Annotated in this window: 15 protein-coding genes and 1 riboswitch; of the genes, 5 read left to right on the top strand and 10 right to left on the bottom strand. The window is 48.2% G+C overall.

The genetic code is table 11. The annotated features are described in order from the left end of the window. Positions 1–4: 4 nt before the first annotated feature. Positions 5–250 carry a phosphoribosylformylglycinamidine synthase subunit PurS gene (gene purS / locus AC1DPK_RS11950; RefSeq protein WP_477510499.1) on the bottom strand — a complete coding sequence of 82 codons (246 nt, stop codon included), beginning with the start codon at positions 248–250 and terminating at the stop codon, positions 5–7. Positions 251–478: 228 nt separating this feature from the next. Here purS and AC1DPK_RS11945 point away from each other — a divergent pair, with 228 nt between their 5' ends. Next, the gene (locus tag AC1DPK_RS11945; RefSeq protein WP_477510457.1) at positions 479–622 is read left to right on the top strand and encodes a hypothetical protein; all 144 of its coding nucleotides are present in this window, start codon (positions 479–481) and stop codon (positions 620–622) included. 487 nt (positions 623–1,109) lie between these two features. On the opposite strand, the gene AC1DPK_RS11940 is transcribed toward AC1DPK_RS11945, so the two are convergent. Genes AC1DPK_RS11940 through purE form a run of 4 tightly spaced genes read right to left on the bottom strand, consistent with a single transcriptional unit; the run spans position 1,110 to position 4,982 of the window. Further along, positions 1,110–2,006, bottom strand: coding sequence for a phosphoribosylaminoimidazolesuccinocarboxamide synthase (locus tag AC1DPK_RS11940; protein ID WP_076271099.1), 897 nt, complete (start codon positions 2,004–2,006; stop codon positions 1,110–1,112). Positions 2,007–2,021: 15 nt separating this feature from the next. After that, the gene (gene purB / locus AC1DPK_RS11935; RefSeq protein WP_076271100.1) at positions 2,022–3,317 is read right to left on the bottom strand and encodes an adenylosuccinate lyase; all 1,296 of its coding nucleotides are present in this window, start codon (positions 3,315–3,317) and stop codon (positions 2,022–2,024) included. Positions 3,318–3,324: 7 nt separating this feature from the next. Next, a complete protein-coding gene (gene purK, locus AC1DPK_RS11930) occupies positions 3,325–4,500 on the bottom strand; it encodes a 5-(carboxyamino)imidazole ribonucleotide synthase (protein ID WP_477510456.1) in 1,176 nt (391 codons plus the stop codon). Further along, entirely contained in the window at positions 4,497–4,982 is a 486-nt protein-coding gene (purE, locus tag AC1DPK_RS11925; RefSeq protein WP_339206946.1) for a 5-(carboxyamino)imidazole ribonucleotide mutase, read from the bottom strand. Before purE ends, purK begins: the two co-directional genes overlap by 4 nt. 320 nt (positions 4,983–5,302) lie before the next feature. Then, a riboswitch (purine riboswitch) is annotated at positions 5,303–5,402 on the bottom strand. A gap of 446 nt (positions 5,403–5,848) precedes the next feature. Here purE and AC1DPK_RS11920 point away from each other — a divergent pair. Beyond that, a complete protein-coding gene (locus AC1DPK_RS11920; protein WP_477510455.1) occupies positions 5,849–7,126 on the top strand; it encodes a LysM peptidoglycan-binding domain-containing protein in 1,278 nt (425 codons plus the stop codon). A gap of 77 nt (positions 7,127–7,203) precedes the next feature. On the opposite strand, the gene AC1DPK_RS11915 is transcribed toward AC1DPK_RS11920, so the two are convergent. The 3 genes from AC1DPK_RS11915 to AC1DPK_RS11905 all read right to left on the bottom strand — a co-directional run bounded on the left by AC1DPK_RS11915 (position 7,204) and on the right by AC1DPK_RS11905 (position 10,685). Next, entirely contained in the window at positions 7,204–7,773 is a 570-nt protein-coding gene (locus AC1DPK_RS11915; protein ID WP_339206944.1) for a nitroreductase family protein, read from the bottom strand. Positions 7,774–7,820: 47 nt separating this feature from the next. Continuing rightward, complete coding sequence (gene msrA, locus AC1DPK_RS11910; protein WP_477510454.1) at positions 7,821–8,807, bottom strand: peptide-methionine (S)-S-oxide reductase MsrA; 987 nt, start codon at positions 8,805–8,807, stop codon at positions 7,821–7,823. A 120-nt stretch (positions 8,808–8,927) separates the two neighbouring features. After that, the gene (locus tag AC1DPK_RS11905) at positions 8,928–10,685 is read right to left on the bottom strand and encodes a stalk domain-containing protein (protein WP_477510453.1); all 1,758 of its coding nucleotides are present in this window, start codon (positions 10,683–10,685) and stop codon (positions 8,928–8,930) included. 262 nt (positions 10,686–10,947) lie between these two features. Between AC1DPK_RS11905 and AC1DPK_RS11900 the strand changes: the two genes are divergently transcribed. The 3 genes from AC1DPK_RS11900 (at position 10,948) to AC1DPK_RS11890 (ending at position 13,497) form a co-directional block, all read left to right on the top strand. Beyond that, a complete protein-coding gene (locus tag AC1DPK_RS11900; protein WP_339206942.1) occupies positions 10,948–11,379 on the top strand; it encodes a hypothetical protein in 432 nt (143 codons plus the stop codon). Next, positions 11,376–12,452, top strand: a complete 1,077-nt coding sequence (locus AC1DPK_RS11895; protein ID WP_339206941.1) for a phosphodiester glycosidase family protein — start codon at positions 11,376–11,378, stop codon at positions 12,450–12,452. Before AC1DPK_RS11900 ends, AC1DPK_RS11895 begins: the two co-directional genes overlap by 4 nt. Positions 12,453–12,552: 100 nt before the next feature. Beyond that, entirely contained in the window at positions 12,553–13,497 is a 945-nt protein-coding gene (locus tag AC1DPK_RS11890) for a proline dehydrogenase family protein (RefSeq protein WP_477510452.1), read from the top strand. Between the two features lie 43 nt (positions 13,498–13,540). Here the strand turns inward: AC1DPK_RS11890 and AC1DPK_RS11885 are convergent, their stop codons facing one another. Together AC1DPK_RS11885 and AC1DPK_RS11880 are read right to left on the bottom strand one after the other, a co-directional pair. After that, positions 13,541–14,680, bottom strand: a complete 1,140-nt coding sequence (locus AC1DPK_RS11885) for a glycoside hydrolase family 88 protein (protein ID WP_477510451.1) — start codon at positions 14,678–14,680, stop codon at positions 13,541–13,543. A gap of 57 nt (positions 14,681–14,737) precedes the next feature. Beyond that, a complete protein-coding gene (locus tag AC1DPK_RS11880) occupies positions 14,738–17,053 on the bottom strand; it encodes a helix-turn-helix domain-containing protein (RefSeq protein WP_477510450.1) in 2,316 nt (771 codons plus the stop codon). Between the last annotated feature and the right edge of the window lie 16 nt (positions 17,054–17,069).

Below are 17,069 nucleotides of genomic sequence, written 5' to 3'. Positions count from 1 at the left end.
CGCCCTATCCCTCCAGCTCAAAACGGAAATCTTCTACAACCGTGTTCGCAAACAGCTTCTCGCACATAGCTTTAATGCGTACTTCCGCTTCTGCGTGGTCAGTCGTATCAAGCTCAAGCTCCAAATATTTGCCGATGCGTACTTTTTCGACTTCAGAGAAACCAAGTGTGTGAAGCGCTCCTTGTACAGCGGTTCCTTGTGGATCCAAAACGTTTTGCTTGATAGTGACGTAGACGGTTGCCTTCATAATAGCCTCCTGAAAATGTGGGTTTTTTCTCGCAGCAGATTTTCGTCAAAATGTGATTGCCGCTCGGGCGTGGGAGTTATTGCTTACGCCGCTTTCGAAGCCGAGAAATTCTGATTACACGCTTTGCGGTAATTTCCCGGCTTCAAGAAGCGATCGCTGTCGCTCTCCAGCAACAACTTCCCGCTCTCCGAGCTCACACACTTTGAGATAAAACCTTTGCGAGGGTGGTCGGTGAAGCGTTTGTTTGGCGGCCGCGCTCTCGCTGGCCACCATGATTATTGTGATTGGCCTGTGCTTATGCTGCCTGTCAGTAATGCATTTGCAGCCCTGCGCTTTCGCGCTCAGGCTTATGGGGTGCAGCAGCGCTCTCGCTGACTGCCTGCCTTAGCGGCATGCGCTTCCGCGCCCCTATGTCAGCGTCATCGCTCTCGCTCAACGTTGTTAAAGTCATTCCATTCGGCTTTCAGCGGCGGATTTTAATATAACGGGAATTCCTACCGTTAAATCAAGCCTAAAAGCTAATTTGCTGCGATTAGCGGGAATTTTGGGCGTTAATTTTACTAATTTCGACGTCCTAGCTCGATTTTGCAGCATTTAACGCCTGTTTTTCCCGTTAATCCAACTATTAAAGCTAGTTTGCTGCGATTAGCGGGAACTTTGGGCGTTATTTGCAGAAACTTCGGCGTCCTAGCTCGATTTCACAGCATTTAACGCCCTTTTTTCTGTTGATCCTACTCTTAAAGCTACTTTGCTGCGAATAGCGGGAATTTTGGGCGTTAATTGCATCAATTTCGGCGTCCTAGCTCGATTTCGCAGCATTTAACGCCCGTTTTCCCGTTCTTCACTAAGCTAACAAAGCTTCCTACAGCTCTACGCCAGTAAGACGGCGGTAGATATCGCGGTAGCGGGACGTTGTTTCAGCTACTACGGAATCCGGCAGCGGTGCTGGCTTGCTGTCGCGATCCCAATCTGAGCCTAGCAAGTACGTGCGAACCGGCTCTTTGTCCATGCTGTCGATCTCGATATCCAGCGCATAATTGCCTTCCGCCCAGAAGCGGGAGGAGTCAGGCGTGAAGATTTCGTCGATCAAGATCACTTTGCCGTCGATGAGTCCAAACTCGAATTTGCAATCGGCAAGGATGATGCCATGCTCTGCGCAATAGCCATGAGCGTATTCGTACAGCTTGATGCTGCGGTCACGAAGCTCCTCGGCAAGCTCAGCACCGACCATTTCAGCCATTTTCTCAAATGGGATGTCCTCATCGTGACCAACGTCGTTTTTCGCTGCCGGCGTAAAAATTGGAGCAGGAAAACGTTCGTTTTTGCGGAGGCCCGCTGGAAGCTCTATACCGTTAATCGCTGACGTTTGCTGATACTGTCTCCAGCCGCCGCCAGTGATATAGCCGCGAACCACACATTCGATATCGATGCGCTCCGCTTTGCGGGTAACCATAATCCGGTTTTTGAGCAGCTCCGGCTCGGTTACGAGACCGCCAAGCTTCTCCACATCGGTATGAACGACGTGGTTCACTTGAATGTCAGCGGTTTGCTCGAACCAGTAAGCGGACAAACGGTTCAGCACATTGCCCTTGTCCGGCACTGCCGGGTCAAGCACGTAGTCGAATGCGGAAATGCGGTCGGTTACGACGATGAGGAAATGCTCGCCCAGATCGTACAGCTCACGAACCTTTCCTTTGTAAATCAGCGGAGCTTTAATATAATCGACAGCTGTCGATAGAGCTTGCGATGGTGCAGTCATCAGGCCAGCCTCCCCTTAAATCAATCCAAGACGTGTAAAAATCGTATCAACATGCTTTAGATGCCAAGCTGGATCGAAGCAATCATCGATTTCTTCTGTCGTCAGCACGCTTGTAATTTCCTCTGTCTCACCAATGAGTTCGCGGAATTGACGTTTTGTTTCCCATGCCTGCATTGCACGCGGTTGAACCGTGTCATAAGCTTTCTCACGACTGAAGCCTTTGTCGATCAGCTTCGTCAATACGCGGCCAGAGAATGGCACGCCATATGTCGCTTGCATGTTGCGCTTCATGTTTTCCGGGAACACGGTCAGGTTGTTGATGATGTTGCCCAAACGGTTCAGCATGTAGTTAAGCAGCATCGTTGCATCCGGCAAAATAATACGTTCAACAGACGAGTGGCTAATATCGCGTTCATGCCAAAGGGCAATGTTCTCGTAAGCTGTAACCATATGTCCGCGAATAACGCGGGACAAACCGGAAATGTTCTCGCAGCCGATTGGATTGCGTTTGTGCGGCATTGCGGATGAACCTTTTTGACCTTTTGCGAACGCTTCTTCTACTTCACGGAACTCACTCTTCTGCAAAGCGCGAATTTCAGTTGCAAACTTATCAAGCGAAGAGGCTACGAGTGCAAGAGTCGCCATATATTCAGCGTGACGGTCACGCTGCAGCGTTTGTGTTGAGATTGGAGCTGCGGTAATGCCAAGCTTCTTGCATACAAATTCTTCAACAAAAGGATCGATATCTGCGAATGTACCTACCGCACCGGACATTTTACCGAACTGCACGTTGTTCGCAGCATGGTGGAAACGCTCCAGGTTACGCTTCATTTCCTCATACCAAAGCGCCATTTTCAGACCAAAGGTTGTTGGTTGCGCGTGTACGCCATGCGTACGGCCCATCATCGGCGTATCCTTGTATTGCAATGCTTTGTTCTTAAGAATTTCGATAAAACGTTCGATATCTTTCACAAGAATCGCGTTAGCTTGAAGAAGCAAATAACCGATAGCTGTATCTACAACGTCCGTAGAAGTAAGGCCGTAATGCACCCATTTGCCTTCAGGGCCTGCTTTCTCAGATACGGCGCGTGTAAACGCGATAACGTCATGACGAGTGTCCTGCTCAATTTCATAAATCCGATCGATATCGAAATCAGCTGATGCGCGAAGCGCGACAACGTCTTCCTTCGGAATAACGCCTAGCTCAGACCAAGCCTCGCATGCGCAAAGCTCAACTTCCAGCCATGCTCTGAATTTATTTTCCTCTGTCCAAATAGCTCTCATTTCCGGTCTGCTGTAACGATCTAACATGATTGCTTCACACCTTCCAAATAGTTGTTTCTTCGATCCAGCTAAGCGCAGCATCCGTCGTTTCTGCCAAAACATTGACATGGCCCATCTTCCGCTTCACAACAGCTTCCTTTTTCCCGTACAAATGCAATTTCGGAGCGACATTCAAGCGCTTAGCCGCTTCATCCGCGCGAGCTGTGAGCTCTAGAAGCGGTGCGACATGCTCACCCAGCACGTTCACCATAACAACAGGACTCATAAGCGTCGTATCTCCGAGCGGCAGATTGCATACCGCGCGTACATGCTGCTCGAACTGTGACGTTCGGCAGGCTTCCATCGTGTAGTGACCGCTGTTATGCGGGCGTGGTGCAAGCTCATTTACGAACAGCTCACCATCCGCTGTAACGAACAGCTCTACTGCAATTAGACCAACTACGCCTAATCCCTCAGCGATACGCTCTGCAAGCCGTTCTGCTTGCTGCTGCAAATCCTCCGTAATTCTTGCTGGCACGATAGACAAATGCAATATATTATCGACGTGTATGTTTTCCGCGACAGGGAAAACCTTGATCTCACCCTGCGGACTTCTCGCCGCTATAACTGATATTTCCTTATCAAAACGAATGAACTGCTCAAGCACCAGTTGGACGCGCGCTCGTGCTAAGGTCTCATACGCTTCTTCTATTTCGCTTTCGCTGCGAATGACCCATTGGCCTTTGCCATCGTAACCGCCCATAGCTGTTTTCAATACGCAAGGTGTTCCAAAGGCGGTAACAGCCTCGCGCAGCTCGTCTGCGCTGCGAATCTCGCGGTAAGGGGCAACACGTACGCCAGCTGCTTCAATCGCCCGCTTCTCGCGAAGCCGATGCTGCGTTGTATACAGCAGCTCACTTCCCTGCGGCACATAAGACTCTGCCATCAGCATCGCCGCTACATCTGCATCCACATTCTCGAATTCGTATGTGATGACGTCCGATCGTTTTGCAAGCTCCCTCGCTGCATCGTGATTGTCGTAAGCTGCGACGATTTGCTCTGCTACTTGTCCAGTCGGAGCATCCGGCGTTGGATCAAGAGCAATGAAGCGATACCCCATCGCGCTGCCTGCATTCGCCATCATTCGTCCAAGCTGCCCGCCGCCTAATATGCCGATCGTACTGCCTGGCAACAGCGTCTGGATCGTTTGCTTGTCCGTTTTTTGACTCATAACGTCTCACTGCTTTCCAGCACTTCCTGCTTTACACGCTCGCGACGTGCGATTACACGCGCTTGCACCTCGGGATCAAACGCTCCCAGCATTTGTGCCGCGAGCAGTCCAGCATTCGTTCCGCCTGCGTTGCCAATGGCTACCGTAGCTACTGGAATGCCGCCAGGCATTTGAACGATAGAGAGCAAGGAATCAAGTCCGCTCAAATTCGAGGACTTCACGGGAACGCCAATAACCGGCAAAATCGTCTTAGCAGCGACCATGCCGGGCAAATGTGCAGCTCCGCCGGCTCCGGCAATAATTACCTTAAGCCCTCGTTCTACTGCAGTTTCTGCATACTCGAACATTAAATCCGGTGTCCGATGCGCGGAAACGACTTTTTTCTCATAAGGAATTTGCAATTCCTCTAGTACGTCGCAGGCTAATTTCATTGTGTCCCAATCCGATTTGCTGCCCATGATGACGCCAACCTTCGCAGACATGCGTTCAAACCCACTTTCATCTATAAGATAATTAATGATCAAGCATCCTATAAAACAACACATCCAAAATAGAAAAGGCCCTTCAGCAGCCATAAGAATGGGGATGCCGCAGGACCGGAGCGGAAGCACAGACCGGTATTCATGCGAATCCATGGCCAATCAAGCTTCACTTCAATGAGGACGAGACAAATCGTGCTGCAGAGCCGAAAAGACAACAGAAGGCTGCCCCGTAAAGGAGGCAACCAGTGTCCAACTAACAAGGCACTTTGCAGACTTGCATTTGCTTTATGGCGATCCGAAACCTTACGATTCGATATCGCTTATCGTCTCATTTTGCTCGTAGTCCGAAAATTAAGGTTCTCGGGTAGAAACATTCAGGCCTGATCCCGAATATATACGAGTAAACTTTAAATGAAATAGTAGGAAGACAAACAAACAGCAATACGTTCCAGCGGACAATTCCGCCTCAAACCTATTCTAGTTTATCTAATCCCCAAACCACTGTCAATGAAATACGAACATTAAAAGAGAATGTTTTATAAAGGTTCGTTTTTTTGAACAAAATAATCGGAAATCCCGTATGAAATAACCATATTTAGGTGTATCGCACCTGATCATTCCCTAAACTTACCTTCTTTACTATTCTGTACAACCCCCATTCGTATTGGCTTTCGTACTTTTTCTTTGGCCTCTTCCTTATCATTCCCATTTCTCCGTCTGCCTTAAGCGAACGGATTGTCATTTCCCATTCGAATGCGAGAGCCATTTAATGAATACATTATAAAAGAGTCTTTTCTTAGCATTCAGGCAGGCACCGCAGCCGAGACCGCAATAGCTAATCATTTTAAAAAGGAGGCTCGAATAGGGTGCATATTCATGTCGTGCAAAAAGGAGATTCCATCTATAAGCTTTCTCAAATATACGATTTGTCGATAAACGATATCACAGATGCAAACGGCCTTAGCGACCCAAACGTACTCGTTATTGGTCAGGCGCTTATTATTCCAACTGATGCAAGCACTCATAAAGTACATTACGGTGAATCGCTCTGGCTAATCGCCCAGCGATATGGCGTTACACTGCAGGAGCTCGCGAAAATAAACAAAATCTCTAATCCCGCCCTTATTTACCCGGGGCAAACACTCGTTATTCCTCAAACCGTGCGGCCAACAATTGAAGTAAACGCCTATACACAGAAATTTGACGCTGCCGGTGTTCGTTTAATTGAGGACATTGGCCAACATCTAACCTATTTAAACCCATTCAGTTACCGTGTACAGGCTGACGGTACTTTTACGCTTTTAGATGATTCAGCTATTATAAATGCAGCCTACCAGACACAAACAACGCCTATGATGGTTCTAACTAATTTCGAAAACGGCACATTCAGTCCTGATACTGCCCATGCGGTGCTCGCCGATGCCGGGCTTCAACAAAAACTCATATCGAGCATTCTCATTATGATGAAGCAGAAAGGTTATCTAGCGCTCAATGTTGATTTCGAATATGTTCCGCCTGCCGATCGTGAGTTATTTCAACATTTTATTCAAAATCTCGTCGACAGCCTGCACCCGGAAAATTATCTCGTATCCGTTTGCCTCGCGCCCAAGCTGAATGCCGACCAAGCAGGCACACTATATGAAGCGCATGATTACCAGGCTCTAGGCCGCATTGCCGATTTTGTTATTCTCATGACCTATGAATGGGGCTGGTCGGGCGGGCCGCCGCGAGCCGTCGCTCCGCTGAACGAGGTCAACAAGGTGCTGCAATATGCCCTCAGCGTTATTCCTCCCCAAAAAATCGTAATGGGCATGCCTTTGTATGGCTACGATTGGACACTTCCCTACGTCCAAGGCGGAAAGTGGGCACCGACGATCAGTCCGCATGAAGCGGTAATTCGTGCGAATACTTACGGAGCCACTATTCAATATGATGATGAGGGACAATCACCTTACTATAACTATTACGACAAGGAAGGCCGAGAGCATGTGGTCTGGTATGAGGATGCACGCAGCGTTCAAGCCAAATTCAATCTTGTCAAAATATATAAGCTTCGCGGCATCGGCTATTGGGTGCTCGGCGTACCGTTCCCGCAAAACTGGTATGTGCTGCAAGCCAATTTTAAAGTGAAAAAGCTCATATAATTAATGATTTAATACAGATAAAAAGAAGGGCCGTATCGTTCGGCATAATCGAACGGTACGGCCTTCTTTTTTATTTATTAAACCAACCACACCGTTTTTGCAGTGGCAGGTACACGCTGCGGCTCTGGAGCCGTCATATCCGGATAACCTAGGTAAATAAAACCTACGATTTGATCTTGTTCACGCAGGCCGAATGTTTCTCTCATAATCGGGTGGTACATTGGATCGCCCGAACGCCATATCGCCCCAAGTCCATTCGCATGTGCTGAAAGCAGCAAATTTTGCACCGCTGCTTGAGCAGCAGCAAGCTCCTCTGCCAGTACAGCACGCGGATCATCCGACGGTGAGCATACTGCCGCAATAACGACTGGGGCACGGAATGCTTTGGTACGTTCTTTAGCCAAACGATCTTCAAGCGGCTGTCCGCTCAGCTCAGGAACAGCGGCCGCGGATACACGCGCATATCCTTCTGCAAGCCGCCCTCTGCCTTCACCCGTCATCACAATAAATGACCAAGGCTGCGTATTATGATGGCTAGGCGCCCAAACAGCTGCATCCAACAACCGTTCAATAAGTGCACGGTCAACAGGGTCCTTCTTCACTCTTCCAATCGTTCTTCTCGTGCGAATCGCTTCTTCTATGTTCATTTCAGCTTCTCCTCCACCCAAATGTCTATAATAAGATGCTTAAAAGCTTATTGCTCAAACAGATGCAAATATTCGCCGTATCCTTCTTCCTCCAGCTTATCCTTGCCGATAAAACGCAGTGAGGCGGAATTGATGCAATAACGAAGCCCCGTCGGCTGCGGTCCATCATCAAATACATGACCGAGATGAGAATCGCCCTCTTTGCTGCGAACCTCGACCCGTACCATATAATGCGAGGAGTCCGTATGCTCAGAAACAGCTGCTGCTTGCAACGGCTTCGTGAAGCTCGGCCAACCGCAGCCAGCATCGTACTTATCGCGGGAGCTGAACAGCGGCTCTCCAGAAACGATATCTACATAAATGCCATCCTCGGTGTGATCCCAATACTCCCCTGTGAATGGACGTTCTGTTCCACTGTTTTGTGTGACCTCATACTGGATCGGCGTAAGACGCTGCTTCAATTCTGCAGGGTCTTTCTTAATCGCCCAGTTTTGTGAAATAAAAGCGTCGCGGCCAGAGCCTTTACGATACATTTTGTAACGATACGGATTCGATTTGTGATAGCCCTGGTGATAGTCCTCTGCCGGATAAAAAGCTTGTGCCGGTTCGATTTCCGTTACGATTGGCCGGTCGAAGCGACCGCTAGCTTCAAGCTCTTGTCTAGAAGCTTCCGCCAGCTCGCGCTGCTCTTCATCATAATAATAAATACCTGTCCGATAAGATTCCCCGCGATCATGGAACTGACCGCCTGCATCCGTAGGGTCGATTTGCTTCCAGAAAATATCAAGCAGCTTCTCATAAGGGAAGATCGCAGGATCATACGTAATTTGTACCGCTTCCGCATGACCTGTCGTCTCCGAGCATACTTCCTGATACGTTGGGTTTACCGTATGTCCACCCGTATATCCGGATACGACCGATATAATTCCCGGCATTTCCTCGAATGGCGATACCATGCACCAGAAGCAGCCTCCTGCGAACATTGCTYTTGCTTCTTTTCGGCTCGCGCCGTTATTTGTAATTGGTTGATCCATGCTGATCATCCTCCTAGTTGGTTCAAATGATAATGAATCTCTATTATACAATACTAGGTGGGCTAACAACAAAAAAAGGAGGAAACATCGCTTGGCAGCGACGTTTCCTCCTTCTATTGGTTATTTAAAGTCCGAGCCTGGAAAAAATACGAATAAGATCGGTAATGAGCTTGCGCCCGGTGATGAATACTGAATCGTTACTTCTGGCGCAGGCTGCATGCCAGCTGCTCCAGCGGGTTGATTCGGTTGCGTATAGATCAATGCGCCTTCGCCTACCTTCACATGACCGCCTGAAGGGACGTACACCACTTTTCCATTTACACTAACTGCGCCTTGGAAAATTCCCGCTCGAGGATTAAGAATAATCCGTGTTCCCCAAGCGACATTTTTGAGCTTGACCGTCGTTACGGCACCATATTCCCCGCCGTTAATTGTCATTCCGCCTGTCAATGCATCTACACCTGCCATAGCAGGGCCACGTTGACCTAAGCGCAGCTTGCTTTCTGTAACGCCAACCTTCTCATTCACTTCAATATATTGATCGGTATCGAAGAACTTGCCGCGATTTCCGACCTTCTCCAGCTCAGTAACCATAGACACTGCACTAATCGGGTCGGTGTCTACTTTAAGCGCCATCGTGGAAAATGTCAGCTTACCGTCCATGTCGACATCAAGCAAGCCCGAGAAACCTTCGTCTGGATTCATAATAATTTTCTCAAGCTCCGGCAGCAGCACAGCGGAAGTGCCAGGCTCAATAATCATCTCGCGCGGCTGTGAGCTTGCAAAATATCTAGCCACTGCAGCCGATCCAAATTGCATTGCACTAACGCTTGGTCCAGCAAGGCCGCGATTGCCAATCGTCAGCTTTACGCTTTCGCTTTCGTTATTCGTAACCACAACCGCCAGCTTCAATCGCTCGTCTGAGCCGTTGCGGTGATGAAGGAATAAACGACTTGCATCATTCAAAGTATCTTCGTACAGCAAACCTTCTCCAAAGAAACGCTCCGGCGCATTCGACATATACAATGTGCGGCCGCCTTTGGATTCAATCGTATCCACCTCTTTGAAGGTGTTCATTAGTTTCCCGTCAACTTCAAATTTATCGCCCGGGTTACCATAACGCATGTAGTATTCATAAGGCGTATACATAACCTCTTCTGTTACACGAATATCTTGAGACACGACTTCACTTCGTGCGCCATCGTTGTCGTAGACACTTTGAGTAACGGTATAAACACCTGGCTCAAAATATGTACTTTTACGACCGGTCCACTCTGTCTTCACGATTTTACCATCAGGGTCATAGCTCAAATCCTTAAATTCGATTGGCTCCCCGAGCTTCACCTCATACGGAGCTTCGAAGCGGGCTACTGGCGGCACGTTTGGCTCCGGCTGAATGGTTATGCTAATTTGCTTAAGCTGTGCATTAAACACATATGTCGCATTCCACAGCAGCTTGACTGCTGATAAAGGCACATGCATCGTTCCATTAATTTGTGTAGCTGCATTAGGCAATACAACGTAGCTTCCGTTGCGATTCGCACCGCGCATATTATTGTTCAGTGTAACTTTGTTGAAATACGTATCGATATGAGTGCCTTTACTATCAGCATAAACGCTTGCTCCAACGGAAGCAGCAATCGTCCGAACAGGAATCATTGTAACTCCCTTTACTACCGGCAGCGGCGCCGTCATTTGCTGCGCCTTGCCGTTTATCGTCATTTTTTTCGAACCATGCACAAACTCTACCTTTATCGGCTGACGCTCAGCTGCATTAACTTCCTCCTTCACTCCAAATCCAGTACCTGCCAGCGAAACGAGTAAGCCTGCTATGAGAACTCGCTTAGTCATTTGCTTAAACCAATTCTGTGTTTTCATCTTGTTCTCCTTCCAATTTGCGGCATCGGCTGCCGCATCCCTTATGGTTAGACGCCGAAAGGAGGGAGAATGTTCCGGTCCGATTTGAAATTTACAGGAAATTCCCATATATCGCAAAGGACATCTACGTTTGTCTTTGTTACAATAAGATGACATCCGCAACTATTTAGGAGCAATTGAAGTCTAATCTATGTACCCTTGCTAGCAGTTCGTTCATCCGATCTTTCGTGCAAGTGACTATCAAGAGAGGTGAATGAATAGAATGAGTGATTTGATTTTGGAACAACGCACTGCCAGCCAATTCGATAAGAAAACACGCAGAAAGAAAGGAAACCGTACCTTCCTTCTTTTTGTCTGCATATGGGTCATTATTATATGCTCCGGCATATTGGGCGCCAAATGGTATACCGAACGGATTCAGCAGACGTTATCCGCAAACTTGGAGCAGCAAACCGCTGGCCAAATTGCGGCTATGCAGCAAGCTTATGAGGCTCGCATGCTGAAGCTCGAAACCGACTACACCGCAGATCTTGCTGAGCTAAAGGCAAAAGTCGATGCGCTAAATGAACTGCTTACGTTCACGAAGGACAACGCCGCTTCCAAAACGGACAACAGCAACAAGCTGTATACGCAGTTGAATGAAGTCAAAAAACAGCTCAATGAGCTGCAAAAGAGCTTGGACGTGCTCAAATGAATATAACCGTCAAAGCGTTAAATCGAACTGCACTGCTTGCCTGTGCACCTTTTCTAGGCATTATGATCTGGCTGTTATTGTCTGATATCGTTATTCAATTATCTGCTGAAGCCTTTCCGAAGCCCATTACCGAGCAAACAAGGCTTCCCGAATCCGATATTAAGCATGCCGCTGCCGGCCTTGACCTCGCACAGGAGACCGCATCACAAACACGAGAGTCCATTCAAAGACAGCTGAAGCTGTACAAAGAAACGAATGCCGATATGGCAAAGATATCTTCTATGGCTGCATCGCAGGCAATGAGACCTTTGCAAATTTACGACCGCAATATTACGAGCAAGCTTGGCAAGGTCGCCGGTACGATTGAATCGGACAAGCTAAGAGCGCAGCTTTTCTACATAAAAGCAGAAAACTTCTCGGCGTACGCGCTCAAGGTGAAGCTTAAGAGCAAAGATGCGATGACGATGTCGCTCGGCGGTGAAGAGCTTGGACAAGCAGAGACTACTCTCGCCGCAGTAGCCCGGCACGGAGCTGTTGCCGGCATTAATGCAGGCGGCTTTGCAGATGGACGAGGAAAAAGATATCCGCTAAGCACAACCATTGTGGACGGAGATTACGTGACAAGCTTCGAACCGCCGCGTGCGGATTTGTTTTTTGTAGGCTTAAACGAGCAAAATGAGCTCATCGGAGGAAAATTCGCAAGCAAACAACAGCTGGATGCCAAAAACCCGAAATTCGGTGCATCCTTTGTTCCTGTACTGCTGCGCGGCGGATCTCCACAACCGATCCCAGCCAAATGGCAGACCAGTCCAAAGCGCGCGCCACGGACCGTCATTGCTAATTTTAAGGATGATCAACTACTGTTTCTTGTAGCTGACGGCTACAACGAATCAGGCAGCTCAGGGGCTACGCTTGGTGAAATGCAGCTATTGCTGCAGCGCTATGGCGCCGTTGACGGCTACAACCTGGATGGCGGCGGCTCGTCCTCGCTCATTTTTAACGGAAGAGTCATTAATAAGCCTTCCGACGGACAGCTTCGCAAGCTGCCGACGCACTTTTTGTTATTTAAATAATTAGGCCTGCATAGCGCGATGAAGATGATTTCTGAATATACTATTATCGAACTCCTAAGTTTTGACCCCTACTACTGTTCTTCGGAAAGGAGCAGCACGAATGGGCATTGGATCGAAATGGTACCGCAAATCATTATTGACGATTACAGGCATTCCTCTGGTAGAAAGGCTTTCAACTACGTATGGAAAAAAACTCGCGAGCCGATTTATTGCGGGGGAGACGCTTGAAGAGGCTTTGCTTGAGCTCGAAAAGCTAGGCAAGCTAGGCATTATGGCAACGCTTGACCATCTTGGCGAAGGTATACAGGACTTAAGCGAGGCATCAGCATACAGAGATCAATATTTGAAGCTAATCGAAGGCATAGCTGATCGAAAAGCTAATTCTCATGTATCGCTGAAGCCTACTCAAATGGGTCTCGCTCTTGACCAAGCGGCTTGTTACGCCAATATTCGAGACGTAGTCAAGCATGCAAGGCGCCATCGAAACTTCGTTCGAATTGACATGGAGAATACGCCTTACACGCAAGCTACAATCGATATCGTTAAAAGGCTCCACAAAGAAGGCTTAACCAATGTCGGCACCGTGCTGCAGGCTTACCTATTCCGAACGGAGCAGGATGTTAACGATATGCTTCAAGCACGCATAAGCTTGCGACTCGTTAAAGGCGCCTACAAAGAATCGAGTGAGGTCGCCTATCAAGATAAAAACGAGGTCATCGACAATTTCAAAAGCATGGCCAAGGCTCATTTGGACAAAGGCATCTATACTGCCATTGCCTCACATGATGATGCTATTATTAGCTGGGTAAAAGCTTATGCGCGCACGAACCGTATTGCCAAAAGCGCCTTCGAGTTCCAAATGCTCTACGGCCTCCGAATGAATGAACAGGCGAAGCTCGCAAAGGAAGGCTACCGCATCCGCTGTTACGTCCCTTACGGCGCCATGTGGTACCCCTACTTCACCCGCCGACTTGCCGAGAAACCTGCAAACCTTATGCTCGTTCTTAAAAACATGTCCGGTCTAAAGAAGGCATCCCCTAAGTAAACACAGTCGAGCAGGATAGCTTTACCTGCTCGACTGTTTTTTTCTATCGATCTTCGTACCAATACCCTTTGACCCCCTTCTCTAGGCGAAGCAGAGCTTCCAAATAATAATAATCGCCCCAAATCATAAAATCGTCCGGAGACGATCCGCCTCGAACATGGTAAGAGCCTCTTTTGATCAGGCCTTCCACATTCGGCTCATTGATGGTCGAATAATTGAGTACAAGCGACTCCATCACAAGCCGTATTCTGCGTTCGAAATACGCGCGCTCCGGGTCACTCTCATCCATCAAATCGAGCAGCTCCAACAAACCGGCGCAAAAGATGGCAGAAGCCGAGCTGTCACGAGGCGTTCCAGACTCGATAGGCGCATTAAAGTCCCAATAAGCCACTTCATCCTCTGGCAGATGGCTCAAGAAAAACCGCGCCAGCCTTTTTGACGTCTCTAGGTAAAGCCGATCCTCCGTATACCGGTACGACAGCGCGAATCCATATACACCCCATGCTTGTCCCCGTGTCCACGTCGACCCGTTTGTGTAGCCTTGAGCTGTATCGCCGCCGATCGGTTCGCCATTTTTTTGATCAAAATGAAAGGTATGATAGGACGAGTCATCCCCGCGGACCAGATAACGTCGGCTCTTGTCAGCATGGAGGACCGCAGCCTGACGGTACCGTTCATCGCCTGTCTGCTCGAAGGCCCAGTAAAGCAAAGGCAAATTCATCATGCAGTCGATAATAATGCGGCCGCCGTTTACAGAGTCGCCAGCAGGTCCCCACGCTTGAAAATATTGACCCAGCTCGCGCCACCTTGCCATTAGTTTGTCGGCGGCCCTTAAAGCAAGCTGCCTCGCAGCTTCATCCTTTTCTATGATCCACTGTGCTTTAGCCGACAGCGAGTACAAAAATCCGATATCATGATGATCCAGCACCCGGTCCGCTTCATAGCGCTCCCGGAAGCTTTCAACGGTTCGGGCTGCCGCTTGCCGAAATGCGTCATCGCCGCTGTACTCGTAACAAAGCCATAACATGCCGGACCAAAAGCCGTCGGTCCAATCCTCATTGGCGTTCAACTCATACGAGCGGCCACCGTCCGTGCTGACATGTGGAAATTGATCGCCAAATTTGCCGATATTCCGCCTCGTCTTCTGTAAAGCGTCCTCAATAGCTGTTTGCCATACGCTCATCGGATTCATCCTCCCCATATTCCGGCATCATTCAAAAATAAAAGACGGCTCTCAGCCTCACCGCTCTAGAGCTTCTCTTCCGTCCCTACTCTGCCTATACTGTCCCGGCGTTATGCCTTCGTACTTTTTAAACACCCTTAGCAAAGATTGGCTGCTTGCAAAGCCGCATTGCTCGGCAATATCTTGAATGGCGTGGTTGGTCTCAGCAAGCAGCGATTTCACCTTGTCAACACGCCGCTTATTAACAAAATCAACGAGATTCTCTCCGGTTTGCTCTTTGAAAAATCGAGATAAGTAAGTCGGATTAATATCGAAAGCAAGCGAAATGCTCGTCAGGCTAATATTCATATCATTCAAGTTATGAAGGACATGCTCGACAACTTGGCTCTTCAAATCGGTATTATGGCTTTTCTTCTTTTGCTGCAAATAATCACAGGCTTTCTTTAGGAAGTCCAAAATTTCTTCTTCCATCTCTGCGAAGGTTTCGCATTCTGTAATCTGCTTAATTAAATCCGTTTTCTCCACTATAATTTCTTTCGTGCTAAGTTGAAGCTGCTCTACCGCTTTCAGCATCGTGCCGACGAGTTCGAACATCAGCAATTTTCCCATTTGAATGGACAGCGTTCCCTCGGAAAAATTCGTAATGAGGATACGCTGCAGGACAGCTGCCGCCTCATCGTAATTGCCTGCCGCCATCAAGTTAATTAATTGACGTTCGGTATCGAGCGGATAATACAAATCATTTTTGGGACGCTTAATCGATTCATAGGAAATGATTTGGTTGGAGCCAAGAACAAGCTTATATTCCAGAGACTCGACCGCTTCCTCGTAACATTTTGGGAGCGTCGACCAAAACGTATGGATATCACTGACACCCACGGAAAAACGAACGAAAAATTTATCTTGAATAAAACGTTTAGCGTCATTTGCCACTTTGAGCAGCTCTTTCTTTGCTTCCTTCTCTTTCCCTAGGACGTTTACAACGCAAGCAATCATGCCGTCAACTTCCGTGAAATAAGTGCGATGGCCTGCGGATAACAGCTCCTCAAAAATGTTCGTAACGATCAGGTAAACGAATTGAAGCTTCCTCTCCGCATCCATTTCTTGATTCGCCTGAAACAGCCGTTCATAGTCTTCGATCTGCAGCAGCAAGACGGCAAACCGGTCTGTCTCGAACCGAAAATCAAACGATTCAATGGCTTGCGGCAGTGCGGAGCTCATATCCACACGGCCTTTCAGCAGACGGGCCAAAAATTGGTTGCGCAGCACTTGATGCTGCTCGAGCAGCTTTCTACTTGCTTCATCTTGGATGGCTGCGCTGTCGGTCATAAACGATTGCAGAACCGCAAATTCGTTCGGCATATTCATCATGTTTGTTTTGACCTTTGTTGAAACAAAATTCATCATATTTTGAATAGGGGCATAATTTCTTCGCGTAAGCCAAAAGGCGCTAAGTCCGCCCAGTCCGATGCAAAGCAGCATCGCAATATAAATCAAATTTTTCAGCAGCTTCACTTTAGCGGAATACACTTGCTCCGGCAAAACCGAAATATAGGTCCAATTCGTCGTATCCGACTTCACATAAGATATGGCCGCATCGTTGCCGTCCACTAATTCCGTAAGAAAACCGCGTTGATTGCTCATTTTCGGTATCGGCAGCTCAGCCAGTCCAGTCTGAGGGCCAGTAATCATGATGGGATGGCCCTCGCGATCGAGGATATAAACCGAACCCTCGGTTGCTAGACCGACTTTCGAAATCGCTTGCTTGAGCCGATCCTGATTGAGCAGCACAACAAGAGTCGCAGGGGCAGCTTTAATCTCTTGAATTGGCAAGGATTGCACGTAAACGAGCGAGTTTTCCGTTTGTTTGGCGCCTTCATTTAATGTAACGAAAAGACCAGCATGGCTCGCCCGGAGCCACTCTGTCCATTCCGCAAAGCTTTTTCCCGATGCCTTATGGAGCACGGAATACAAATCGTCTGCCGGCATAAACGTCGTTGTCGTTATCCCATATTCTTTGTTCTTGAGATAGATATAGGCATCGGTTATATTGCCGTTGGCAATCGTATAAGACTGAAGGCTCGAGATCATTTCCATCGTGCCGAACCTGGCTTCCGCCGTATCCAACGTTTCACGGTTTAAATACGTCATGACTTTCGGGTCAAACGATAATTGCGTGCCTAACCTTCGAATGTCAGTGATCTGATTGTCCACTAATTGCCGAACCTGATCGAGGAGCGTGTCGTTAGCTCTGCGCACTTCCTTGACCAGCATTTCTTGTGATTGCAGTAGGACGATTAAGGTAATAAGGATTGGAATAAATAAGACAAATAAATACGAGTACAGCCAAAACTTATAAACCTTGCGTTTCATATGAGCATCCACCGCC

The organism is Paenibacillus sp. 01T424 (assembly GCF_056398745.1).
Note: the sequence above shows the minus strand (reverse complement) of the source record. Positions and strands in the feature narration are given on the sequence as shown.